We start from the raw sequence: 12,042 nt of genomic DNA, 5'->3' as shown, positions 1-12,042 counted from the left end.
TGTCGTCAGGCCCGGTGCGGCCAAGCCGCGCGCCCGACAACACCTGGCCAAGTTCAGCGGTGATGTGATCGTCATCCGCCAGGCCCGCGGCCTTGGCGCGAAGGAACTCGCCGCCGTGAGCCAGCACATGTTCGCGGTGGTCGACGATAAACCGGCTGGCCGCCACGAGGTCGGCGGCGATCTCGGCTTGGCCCGGCCCGCTAGAGCCGACCGCGTTCACGTGGGCGCCCGACGCGACCGATGCGAGGGTGAGGATCGGATCAACGGCGGCGGTGACGGTGCAGATGATGTCAGCGCCCTGGGTCGCCTCGCCGACGCTGGTGAAGGCGCGAACGGGAAGGCCGGTCTGGGCGGCCATGTCGGTCGCAAACGCCTCGGCGCGCGCCGGGGAGCGCCCCCAGACACGGACTTCGCCGAGGTTGCGAACTTTGGAAATAGCTTGGATGTGGGCGGCGGCCTGCTTGCCTATTCCCAGCACCGCGAGAACGCTGGCGTCCGCGCGCGCCAGGGCGTCAGTAGCGACGGCGCTGGCGGCGGCAGTGCGAATGGCGGTGATCTCGGCGGCGTCGGCCAGGCAGACCGGAGCGCCGGTGTCGGCGTCGAAGAGCACCACGAGCCCCTCGTGCGCCTTGCGGCCATGACCGTCGGCGAAGACGCTGACCAGCTTGGCGCCGAAAACGCCACGCTCGGAGAGCGCCGCCGGCATGATGGCGAAGGTCCTCCCCTCCCCCATCCCAATGAAACTGCGCAGGAGTTGCCGCACCCGGCCATCGGAGAGCGCGAGCATCGCCTCGCGGACCACGGGGATCGCCACCTCGTAGGTCAGGTGATCGCGAACTGCCCTGGCGTCGAAGACGGTGACGCTCCCAATCTCACTACCGCCGACCCCGGCTCCCATAACTAGCTCCGAAACTGAGGAAAGAGCGGCGCCGACCTGGGAAGGCCGGCGCCGCCCAAACGGTCGCTAGAACCGGGCGTTCAGACCGACATAGTACTGCCGCCCGAAGATGTCGCCGTAGCTGCGGGTCGGGTAGGACGGCTGCTCGTCGGTCACGTTGATGATCCCGCCGCGAACCGTGTACTTCCCAAAGTCGTATGCCGCCGAGATATTGTGGCGGTAGTTTTCCTTGATCTCGGGCGTCGGCGTGCTCTCGATGGTGTCGAAGACGTTGATCTTCGCCTCCGGCAGATAGGTCAGCTGGTAGCTCGCCCGGAAGGGCCCGCGAACATAGACGGTGTCGAACTGGACCAGCCAGTCGGGCTGAGCCGTCGTGCCGTCCGTACGATTGGAGTCGAAGCCGGTCACCGAGGTCTCAAGCCGCGTGGTGTGGGTGGCGTCGATGCTCAGTTCCAGTTCGCCGAGGTCGCGGTCATCGAAGAACCGGCCAACGGGGAAGCGGTAGTTGATGTTGTAGGTCTCGCCGCGGAACGCGACCTTGCCCGCGTTGAAGGTCGTGGACGTCGCCGCGATGATCTGGCCGGCGGCGTCACGCGTGAACGTGCCGCAAATCGCCGCCGAGGGACTGGTGGAGTCATAGCAAGCCGACATGAAGTCAGCCGGCGCGAACGGCGACAGCCCGTCGGTCAGATCCACGTCGATGCGGTCGACGACGACCGTCAAGCCCGGCACGAAAGTCGGCTGGAAGATGAAGCCGATCGTCTTGGTTTTGGAGATTTCATTGCGCAGGTTGGCGTTGCCGCCGGTGGTGACCTGGGCGTTGTCGAAGTTCTCTGACAGGCTTTGGAACGTCGCCAGCGGGCCGAAGCCCGGATTGGCCGCGAACAGCGCCTGGCAGTTGGCCAACCGCACCGCGGGGTTCGGACCCGAATTGATACGATCGGCATCGCAGGGGTCGTGGCCCGTGCTGCTCAGGGCCGTACGCGACGGCGCGAAGAGCTGGTCGAGCGTCGGCGCCCGGAAGTTCCGGCTGGTCGAACCACGGATGGTCAGACCGTCGATGATCTCCCAGCGCAGGCCCGCGCCCCAGATGTTCTCGCTGCCGGCGATGGAGTGCTTCACCCGCCGATAGGCGCCGTCAAACTCCAGGGACTGCACGAACGGCAAGGTGAAGTCGCCGCCGATGATCGGCACCAGGACTTCGCCCGAGAACTCGTCGGTGTTGTACGCCGCCTGGGTGGCGATCGTCGGCACCTGCGATCCCACCAGCCCCTGCTGATCGGCTGTGAACGGGGTGAACTTCGCCTTCTCGCGGCGATGCTCATAGGCGACGCTGAACTTGATCATCCCAGCCGGGAGCTCAAACAGGTCCCCGCCGAGGGTCGCCAGATAGTCGTCCTGGGAGTTCAGGTAATCCGAGCCGATCGGCGTCGTCACATATGCCTGGGCGTCGCGGCTGACATTGCCCACCCCAAATGGGTTGAGCGGGGCGCAGGCGGCGTCGTCATTGGTCGCGATCGCATCGGCGTTGACGCCGCAGACGATAGCGCCGGCGCCGTTGCGCACGGCGTTGATCGCCTTGTTGAAGCGCGCCGTGTTCACGCCCCAACCGAAGCTCTCACCGTCAGTTTCCGCGTGGCTGGCCGACAGGCTCCAGTAGAAGTTCCGCTCGGCGAAGTCGAAATCGCCATCAAGCGCCAATACCGCCCGCACAGTCTCGGTGGTGCTGGTGTTCTCACGGGTCGGCAGCAGGTCGGTCCAGAACTTGGAAACGTACAGCGGCGGACCACCTGGGCCGATCGCCGCGGACATGGCCGGCGTCAGGTAAGGGTTGGTTCGCGACAGCGCGATGGCGCCCGAGCCGGTGCCAGCGCCGTTGAGCACAGTGTTGCTGGCCTGGTTGCCGTAGGGGTCGCGGCCCTGGATCTTCGCGTACATGAACTCGCCCGAAAGCTTCACGCGATCAGTCAGGTCGATGTGGCCGATGGCGTTGCCGACCCAGCGCTCGACGCCGACGTTCAAGGACGCCAGCTCTTGGAACGGCAGGCCGTCACCACCGCTGGTGAAGGGCGGGACCATCGGGTTCAGCAGGTTGCCGATGTCGTAGGGAATGAAGGCGGTGCCGTCGAGGTTGCTTTGGATCGGCTGGCCGGCGACGGCCCCGATCTGACTCGCGAAGGGCGGACCCGCCCGCGAAATGACGCCATTCGCGTTGAAGGTGACGAAGCGAGTATTCAGGTTCTCGATCACCGACGGAATGCCGTCGGTTGGGCTCTTGTTCAAGGGGTTGGAAATGGTGACCCGGCCAAGGTTGCTGCGCGGCCGGTCGTAGTCGAGCAGCGCCTCGGTCTTCGACCACTCCAGATCGACGGCCAGATTGGCCCGCCCATCGAGGAAGTTCTTACCGAAGGTGCCGCGCAGGCTTTGCTTCGGATAGTCGTCACGCGAGGAGATGCCGTACTGGGCGTCCAGTTCGACGCCTTCGAAATCGTCCCGCAGTACAAAGTTGACCACGCCGGCGATAGCGTCCGAGCCGTAGACCGCCGCCCCGCCCGCCTGGACCACGTCGATGCGCTCGATCAGGCCGACGGGAATGATATTGGTGTCCACAACCCGGTCACCAAGCCCCGACACGCCCGGGACGCCGCGGCTTTGCGACGTCGTCACCATGCGGCGGCCATTCACCAGCGTCAGGGTCCGGCCCGCGCCAAGACCGAACAGGTTCACGAACTGCTGGCCGTTTCCAGCCGCCGCGCCGGTGCCATCGCCGATAGCGAATGAGGGCGCATTTGAGCTGATCTGGTTCAGCATGTCGCCGACCTGGACCACGCCGCGGTCCGTCAAGGTCTGCGCGCTGATCACGGCGACCGGGGCCGAGGTTTCGATGTCGGCTCGCCGGATCCGCGATCCGGTGACCACGATCTCTTCGAGCGCCACATCGGCGTCCTGAGCCCAAACCGGCTGCGCGCTCATCGTCGCCGCCAGCGCCAAGCCACCCATCATCGTTGAGGCGAACAAGCGCCCCCGCACGGTCTGCATCTTCATCTTGTCCCCCTAGGCCCCAGGACAGCCCCAACCCAGGTTCGCGGACGACCCTCTGCAGATAGCGGGGTCTGTTTTCCGCGAGCCTTGAGTCAGGCCGTCGCACTCGAAAACAGCGTAGGTGCGAGCCTGCGGTTTTTCTTTTCGTTCTTCGAACCGAAGGGGAAGCGTCGCAAATTGTTTATGCGGCGCCCGACAAAGGGCCGCATGGTTCATGTGGCCGGTCAAAGGTCGGCGAACGCGGCAACTCGTCTCGCGACCACTAAGCCGCGACGCACGCTATCGGCGGTATTGGGCTAGGGCGCCGTGGAGCCGCGCCAGGCCGCGATCGAGCTGGTCGGCAGCGCCGCCGAACCCTATCCGGATGTGTCCCGCTAGGCCGAAAAACTCGCCCGGCGCCACGACGATCCGGTGCTCGCGCCACAGCCAAGCGGCCAGCGCGCGGGTGTCGGAAACGCCGACAACGCCTGGGAAGCACATGCAGCCAACTAGCGGGATACCGCCCTCCAACAAACCATCGGTGACCATCGCCTCAATGTGGCGCTCGGCGACCGGACGCGTCGCCTCCAGGGTCGCCCGCCAATGCTCATCGAAGGGAGCCATGTCCTCCAGGACCAAGGCGGCCACCGCATGGGACAGTTTTGAAAGATCGAGATCACCGTGGCTGTTCGCGGCCAGCATCTGCTGCACGCGGGCCGGCGAAGCGATCGCCCAGCCACACTTCAGAGCGAAGAGACCTTGGGCCTTCGCCAGACTGCCGACACTGATGATATCGGGTGATAGCGCGGCCGCCGCAGAGCCAGGCCCGGCGAAGTCGCCATAGACTTCGTCGATGAGGATCGGGACCCCGGTCCTGGTCGCGAGCTCGCCCAGAGCCGCCAAAGCGGCCTCGCCCAGCATGGCGCCCGATGGATTGTGCAGATGGGTCAGCAGCACCAGCTTGGTGTCCGGGCTAATGAGCCGCTCCAGCTCCGCCAGGTCGACATCGAAGCTGGGCGCCCGCCGGGGCAGATAGCTGATCGTCGCACCTGCTTCCTTGGCGAGCCCCGGAAGCAAATCGAAGCACGGACTTTCAACGATCACATGGTCGCCGGGCGCGACATAAGCGCGGATGGCCATGGCCATGGCGCTGGTGGCGCCGGTGGTGCAGATCACGCTCTCGCGCGCCACGCCATATCGCGCGGCGACAGCCTGGACGACGAACGGATTGCCGCCAGCGAACACGCTTTCAAACCTGTCGGTGACGCCGCCTTCGAAAGCGCGGCGCGCGACACTGGCGAGCAACTCAGTGGGCTCGCGGATCGTGGAGTCGAACAGCACCGAAGCGTCTGGCTCGCCGGCGACTGCGCGCATGATTTCCCGCACCCAGTTGGAATAGCTCTCGCCGGAAGCGTCAGGCGCCTCGCCACGCGGGGCCGCGTGCGGCGTACTCGGCAGGTTCACAAGCTCGCCCCCAGTGGCGTCATTCGGATGCTAGAGAGCTGCTCCGAAAGCAGCTCTGACTACAAAGCGATCCTATCCGCACACCTTGGTTTTTCTTGCCTTTGTCACCCTTGACAGGCCGTTGGCCTGCATCCGTTATGCGCGATGCTGAAATGAGGGACATAAGATATGTCGGTGGAGTTGGACGCGATCGACACCAAGATTCTCGAGCTGATGCAGCGGGACGCCTCGTTGTCGACGGCCGAGTTGGCGGAGCGCGTCGGGCTGTCCCAGTCGCCGTGCTGGCGAAGAATCCAACGCCTTCGTGAGGAAGGCTACATCAAGGCCCAGGTGGTGCTCGTGGATCGCCAGAAGTTAGGCTTCAAGATGCAAATCTTCGCCCAGGTGAAGATGACGACGCTCAGCGACGAAGATCGCGCCAAGTTTCACCAGGCCATCGACGACATCCCCGAGATTCTTGAGTGCTACACGGTGTTCGGGGAAATGGACGCGATGCTGAAGGTGCTGGCGCCAGACGTGAACTGGTACCAGGACTTCATCTTCTCCACGATCCTCAAGCTGCCGGGCGTCGTCGATGTGCGCTCGATCGTGACCCTGTCGGAGTCGAAATACACGACGGCCATCCCTCTGCGCGCGCGGAAATTCAGGTAGTAGCCGCCTTGAGTCGGCCAAGCATTGCTCATGCAAGGCTAGGTTCGCAGACCGATAGACCAGCCACCTAAAGGCTGAATCCGAGGCAAGAACGGCAAGATATTTCGGGGCCCCGCGCCTAGGATTTCCCTCTGGACGCCGGTGGCTAGTGGGGGGACCAAGATGGGCGCTGTTCGCACATTCACAACGACCGTTTCGGGTGCGATCAGCGCGCTTTGCCTTGGCAGCGCAGCAGCCGCTCAAGGCGCCCCGCCGCCATCGCTCGACGTCACCCTGAAGCCGCACGCCGAAGGCCAAGCGGTGGACTATGTTGGTGTCCGCCTTGCGGTCCAGGCGCCCGACGCCAAGCCTGGCGAAGCGTTCCTGCGGCTACCGATGGTGTTCGCCTCGGTCGAGACCGCACGCTACCACGCAGCGGACATCACGGTCGTCGACCAGGCAGGCCATGTCCCGCTCGTCCAGAAGGACGATCCGGTCGATCCGTCGAACTTCATGTACTTCAGGCGCTGGGAGGTCAGCCGCCCCACAGTGGGCGATGTGACCGTAAGCTATCGCGCGCCGGCGCAGGCCTATCGGCCGAAGCTCGGCTCCGGGCCGCCCTTCGACCTGCGCCCCGAAGCCGGTGGCCTGAATGGCGCCGGCGTCAGCTTCATGGCGCTCCCCGACACGTCGACGCCGTATAGCATTCACCTGCAGTGGGATCTGGCGGACATGCCTGCCGGCTCCCGCGGCGCCTGGAGCCTCGGCGAAGGCGAGGTCCGCACGGTCGGCCCCGTCGATCTCCTCGCGCACAGCTACTACATGGCCGGCCCCATGCGCAGCTATCCGGCGCCCAGCAGCGGTCCGTTCGCCATCTACTGGCTCGGCGAACCACCGTTCGACGCCCAGGCGGTCGCCGCGTGGACCCAGAAGGCGCACACCGCCATCGCGGGGTTTTTTGGCGAGCCAGAAAAGCCCTACCGCGTCTTCTTCCGCAAGAACCCCTATCCCGGCGCGGGCGGCGCCGGTTTGATCAACTCGTTCATGTCGGGGTTCAGCGACACGCCGGCGCCGACGGCCGACAGCATGCGCGGTCATCTCGCCCACGAGATTGTCCACAACTGGACCGGTAGCCTCTCTGGCCCTAACGGCATCGTGTCCTGGTACGGTGAGGGAATGGCCGAGTACTACGACCCGGTGCTGACCTGGCGCGCGGGTCTCATCACCACCGATGAGTTCCTCAACGACGTCAACAAGCGAGCCCAGAGCTACTACGGCAACGCTATGAACACGGCCCCGGCCTCCGAGATCGCAGCCAAGTTCTGGAGCGACACTAGGGTTCGAAAGCTGCCCTATGATCGAGGTTCGTTCTATCTGACGACCATCGACGCCGAAATCCGAGCGAAGTCGGGGGGCAAGCGCAAGCTCGACGATCTGACCTTCGCCATGCTCAACCGTCAGAAGCGCGGGTTGAGCTACGACACCGACGCTTGGCTCGAGCTGGTCACGGCGGAACTAGGCCCCCAGGCCAAGCTCGAGTTTGAAGCCATGATGGCGGGCAAGCTGGTCGTGCCGCTGACGGGAGCCTTCGGCCCCTGCTTCAAGCGCGAGACCGTCCCCTATCGAATTTTCGAGCTGGGCTTCGACAGCGCCTCGCTGACCGCCAGTCCGCGCCGGGTCAAAGGCCTGGTTCCAGGCTCTGCGGCCGAGAAGGCTGGCGTGCGCAACGGCGACGAGATCACCATCGCCGTCGTCCTCGATGCGATCCAGGGCGATGCGGACGCCGAACTGACGATCCACCTGGAACGGGCGGGCCAACCGCTTGAGATCACCTATCTGCCACGCGGCAAAACCGTCGAGGGCTACCGCTGGACCCGCGTAGCTAATGTGCCCGACACTGCCTGCGGCATCTGAGCGAGCCGTAGGATGAAGCACCTTCTCACCAGCGCGTGCATAGGCGCGGTCCTGCTCTCGGCCGGAGCCAGCGCCGCGCAGACCCTGCAGCCTTCGACGACGAGCGGGGCCTACATCCCCTATCGCGTCGTGACCCAGCACGTGGGCCTCTTTGGCGACCGCAAAGTCAGCTACGTCGCAACCGCTGGCGAGACGCTGCTGAACGATCCCAAAGGCGATCCAGCCGCTACGATCTTCGCCTTCTCCTATGTCGATAAGAACGCAAAAGAGGCCCGTCCCGTCGTCTTTGTCTTCAATGGCGGTCCTGGCTCATCGTCCGTCTGGCTGCATATGGGCATGCTGGGACCGAGGCAGATATCCTTCGCCGACGCCGTTCATCCGCCGACGACGGCGCCGTTCAAGATCACGGATAATCGACTGTCCCTGCTGGACGTCGCCGATCTCGTTTTCATCGATCCGGTCGGGACTGGATACAGCCGCCTGCTTCCGGGCGGTAAGCCCGAGGACTTTTACGGCGTTACGCAAGACGCCCGGGCGATGTCGGATTTCATCCAGGCTTGGCTCACGCAGAACAAGCGCTGGAACTCGCCGAAATTCATCATGGGGGAAAGCTACGGCGCGGTGCGCGCCGCCGTCCTGGCCAACACCCTGATGGGCGGCCCCTACTCCACCGGAACCCTGAGCGCGGTCAGCCTGAACGGCGTGCTGATCCTGGGGCCGTCCTTCGAACCGGGCAGCGCGGTGAAGGGCGATGATCGCGCCTATCTCAACAACCTCCCGACCATGGCGGCGACCGCCTGGCATCACGGCAAGATCACGCGCGAGGGCCGAAGCCCCGAGAACGTCGCGGCCGAAGCCAGTCAGTTCGTCGCCGACGACTATGTCCGCGCGCTCTACGCCGGAAGCGCTCTGCCCAAGGCCGAACGCGCCCGGATCGCCGAACGGCTGTCGGAGTTGACCGGCCTTCCAGGCGAGGCTTGGCTCGACAATGACCTGCGCATCTCGATGGGGGAATTCGCGACGGCTTTGTTGACGAACGAGAGCTTGCAGGTCGGCGCCTATGATGGCCGCTACACCTTGCCTATCAACGGCGGAAGCGGCGATCCCGTCGCCGACGACCCCGCCATGGGCCAGTACACGCCCGGGTTTGTCGCGGCGTTCAACACCTACGCCCAGAACGAGCTAAAGATCGAACCGAGCGACCGCTATCAAGCCATCGTCTTCGCCGACATCAACTCACGCTGGAACTGGGGCGCTGGACCAGGAACGCTCGTTCCCCGCAACTACGGCGTCGATCTGGCCGCCGCCATGCGGCGAAATCCATCAATGCGGGTTTTCATCGGCGCCGGGTATTATGACCTCGTCACGACCTTCGGGGCCGCGGAGCACACAGTCCGACATTCAGGGCTCGCGCAGGACCGCGTGACTCTGAGAACCTACGCCTCGGGCCATATGCCCTATCTCGGGGACGAGAGCGCCAAGCTGCTCGCCGCCGATGTCAGGGCCTTCATTCGTAGCGCCACGCCAGAATAAGGCTAGCGGGTCTCAGGACCCGCTCACCGTTCGCTCCAAGCCGCTGGCTATTGTCGGGTGGTAGGTCGCCTTCGCCTCGGCAAAGATCTGGCGCGCGATCGGTTGCCCCCACTCGCCCTGGCGCATCAAGCCAGCATAGAGCGGGCGAATAAACAGCCCCCGGCCCACGCTCTTCAGGAACGCCTCCAGCGACGGCAAGGCCGGCTCGTACCGGTTGGCGATCGCCAGCTCCAGCCAAGCTGACCGGACATAGCTGTTGGTGGACGCCGAGAGCTTGAAGGTTCGATCCAGATCGTCCAGCTGCGCCGTCGAAAGCTGCAGAGGCAGGTTGTTCAGGAACCGCAGCCACTCCTGGGTCGTCCAGGCCGACGCCTTCACTGAGGACGCCGGCCCGCCCGTCACAAAGGCGGCCATCTGCTCGTCCACCCGCGCCAAGGCTTCGGACTTCACGTGGACAGCGTTGTCTGGCAGGCCCGCCGCATATGCCCACTTATCGAGCTCCAGCTTCGCTTCCAGATCCTTATCGCCCTTGATCAGGTTCGCGCGCAGATCTGTCAGGAAGCCGGCCGTGGTCTGGGGCTGGAAGGCGTGGCGATCGAAATATGACCGCAGGTAGGCGTCCCAACGCTCCCGGCCGACGATGGCCTCGATGGTGCGAAGGAAAGTCGCGCCCTTGAAGTACTCCAACTGGCCGCCCGGCTGACCATAGAGCTTCGTCGCATCCGCGGCCGGACCGCCCTCTTCCTTGATATCGGCCTGCATGCCGTCCCAGTTCAGATCGGCTTCGATCCGCGCCCTCGGAGCGCCGTACAGCGCCTCCATGATGCGGTTCTCAAAATAGGTGGTGAACCCCTCGTTCAGCCAACCGTCCGGCCATGTGGCGTTGGTGACAAGATTGCCCGACCAGCTATGCGCCAGTTCATGAGCCACGAGGCTGACATTGGCCCCATCACCGGTAATGAAGGTCGGCGTCAGGAAGGTCAGCGTCGGATTTTCCATTCCGCCCAACGGAAAGGACGGCGGGAGCACCAGTAGGTCATAGCGGCCCCACCGGTAGGGGCCGTAGAGCCCCTCGGCGGTCGTCACCATCTTCTCGGTATCGACCAGTTCGCTAGCGGCCTGATCCAGCATGGATGGCTCGGTATAAACGCCAGTCCGCGGACCGAGCTCACGGAACGCCAAGTCGCCGACGCCGAGCGCGATCAGATAGGGCGGAACCGGATTGTCCATCCGGAAGCGGAAAGCGCGATGACCATCCTTGGTCGGCTCGCCCTTTGGCGTGAGCTTCTCGCCGCTCATCACCGCGATCAGCCCCTCGGGCACGACGATCCGCGCCGTCCAAGTTTGGCGGATCCCCGGGCTATCCTGCGTCGGAATCCAGCTACGGTTGTTGATGGCTTGGCCCTGGCTGAACAGATAGGGCTTGTGCTTCCCGGCGGTCAGCGACGGCGGCAGCCACTGCAAGGAGCGTGCGCCGGGCGTCGAGGCGTACTCGACGACAATGCGCTTCGCGCCCTTCAACTGCACCGTCAGCGGCGCCCCGAGTTCCGGGTCCGCCTTGCCGAGCGTCCAGGGCAGTCCTCGGCCGGCGCCGTCGGTGACCTTGGTGATCTTCAGTCCCAGCGTATCAAGGACGATCTCGCTGGCGCCCGGGGCGGCCAGGACATCCATCGCCGCCGAGCCGCGCATGATCTTGGCGTCGAAGTCAGCCGTTAGGTCGAGATCAACATGGGTGACCCGCGCCACCTGGGGACGCGCGAATGACCGCGCGTCTTTCGCCTCAGGCGTCGTCAGGATCGGCGCGACCGGCAAGGGCGCGGCCCATGCCACCGACGTCACGCTCAGCGCGGACGCCAACAGAAAAGCTCGAAAAGCGACGTGCATGGAGGGGCGGCCCCGACAGTGAAATGGCATGCGATCTGAGCAAACCTTTCCCGCAGGATGACTGGCATGCACTCGATTCACGCACCATTCTAGCGGCCGCCAGGGGGAATTCTTGTCTTTATCCAGGCACTCAGGGCCTCAGGCTGCATGTTCCATGCGTCTTCAACGCGGTCACCCGTGCGGGGAAATGAGATGAAGCAACGGAATCCCGCGACGAACCGGACCGCAAGCCAAGGCTGCACGGGCTAGAATGGCGGTTCGACGGAATCTCGGCGAAGCAAATGACTAGTCCTATCTGGCACATGCGCCGCTTTGGCGCCCTGCAAGCGACCCACCTGACGCTCGCCTTCTGGGCGTTCGCCTTCGTCGTCTTCCAAGCTCCGGCTCTAAAGAACGGCGGTCTGACGCTCTGGGAAACGGTCGGCTACCTGTTCGTCGCCGGCTTAGGGGCAGTGCTCTCCCTAGGCGTCTATAGCGCCGTTCTGTTGACCCGGTCCCTGGCGACACGGGCCAGGATCACTCTCGTGGGCCTCGTGGCCGTGGTGGCCGCGATCCTGCACTCGGTGATCGACCCCCTGATATTCGTCGTGAGCAGCGAAATGTTCGGAGTCGCGGCCCCGCTCCCGCCGTTGATCGAAGCCTTTGTCTTCAACATCCTGATCTATGTGTGGGTTTACGGCCTCTACGCGACCGTGCTC

General features: G+C 64.7%; 8 protein-coding genes. 4 read left to right on the top strand and 4 right to left on the bottom strand.

The genetic code is table 11. The features are described 5' to 3' along the window. The 3 genes from Q7T84_RS16600 to Q7T84_RS16590 all read right to left on the bottom strand — a co-directional run. The coding region (locus tag Q7T84_RS16600; protein ID WP_304811029.1) for an ornithine cyclodeaminase family protein at positions 1-898 on the bottom strand (898 nt) is incomplete at its 3' end. A gap of 66 nt (positions 899-964) precedes the next feature. Beyond that, a complete protein-coding gene (locus tag Q7T84_RS16595) occupies positions 965-3,943 on the bottom strand; it encodes a TonB-dependent receptor domain-containing protein (protein WP_304811027.1) in 2,979 nt (992 codons plus the stop codon). Between the two features lie 276 nt (positions 3,944-4,219). After that, a complete protein-coding gene (locus Q7T84_RS16590) occupies positions 4,220-5,383 on the bottom strand; it encodes a pyridoxal phosphate-dependent aminotransferase (RefSeq protein WP_304811025.1) in 1,164 nt (387 codons plus the stop codon). A gap of 168 nt (positions 5,384-5,551) precedes the next feature. Between Q7T84_RS16590 and Q7T84_RS16585 the strand changes: the two genes are divergently transcribed. The 3 genes from Q7T84_RS16585 to Q7T84_RS16575 all read left to right on the top strand — a co-directional run bounded on the left by Q7T84_RS16585 (position 5,552) and on the right by Q7T84_RS16575 (position 9,460). Next, positions 5,552-6,034, top strand: a complete 483-nt coding sequence (locus Q7T84_RS16585) for an Lrp/AsnC family transcriptional regulator (RefSeq protein ID WP_304811022.1) — start codon at positions 5,552-5,554, stop codon at positions 6,032-6,034. A gap of 162 nt (positions 6,035-6,196) precedes the next feature. After that, the gene (locus tag Q7T84_RS16580; RefSeq protein ID WP_304811020.1) at positions 6,197-7,927 is read left to right on the top strand and encodes a hypothetical protein; all 1,731 of its coding nucleotides are present in this window, start codon (positions 6,197-6,199) and stop codon (positions 7,925-7,927) included. A 12-nt stretch (positions 7,928-7,939) separates the two neighbouring features. After that, on the top strand, positions 7,940-9,460 hold the full coding sequence (locus Q7T84_RS16575) for a S10 family peptidase (protein WP_304811018.1): 1,521 nt from the start codon (positions 7,940-7,942) through the stop codon (positions 9,458-9,460). Between the two features lie 12 nt (positions 9,461-9,472). Here Q7T84_RS16575 and Q7T84_RS16570 read toward each other — a convergent pair whose 3' ends face one another. Continuing rightward, entirely contained in the window at positions 9,473-11,317 is a 1,845-nt protein-coding gene (locus tag Q7T84_RS16570; protein WP_304811016.1) for a M1 family metallopeptidase, read from the bottom strand. Between the two features lie 308 nt (positions 11,318-11,625). On the opposite strand from Q7T84_RS16570, the gene Q7T84_RS16565 reads away from it, so the two are divergent. Then, a partial coding sequence (locus Q7T84_RS16565) for a hypothetical protein (protein WP_304811014.1) occupies positions 11,626-12,042 on the top strand: 417 nt, incomplete at its 3' end.

Source organism: Phenylobacterium sp., from assembly GCF_030654915.1.
GTDB lineage: Bacteria > Pseudomonadota > Alphaproteobacteria > Caulobacterales > Caulobacteraceae > Phenylobacterium.
The sequence above is the reverse complement of the archived record's forward strand: the minus strand, read 5'-3'. Positions and strand labels throughout refer to the sequence as shown.

Bases quoted from the DNA above. Each gene is read 5' to 3' on its own strand.
- Q7T84_RS16585 (WP_304811022.1), top strand. From the start codon at position 5,552: ATGTCGGTGGAGTTGGACGCGATCGACACCAAGATTCTCGAGCTGATG.
- Q7T84_RS16580 (WP_304811020.1), top strand. From the start codon at position 6,197: ATGGGCGCTGTTCGCACATTCACAACGACCGTTTCGGGTGCGATCAGC.
- Q7T84_RS16595 (WP_304811027.1), bottom strand. From the start codon at position 3,943: ATGAAGATGCAGACCGTGCGGGGGCGCTTGTTCGCCTCAACGATGATG.
- Q7T84_RS16575 (WP_304811018.1), top strand. From the start codon at position 7,940: ATGAAGCACCTTCTCACCAGCGCGTGCATAGGCGCGGTCCTGCTCTCG.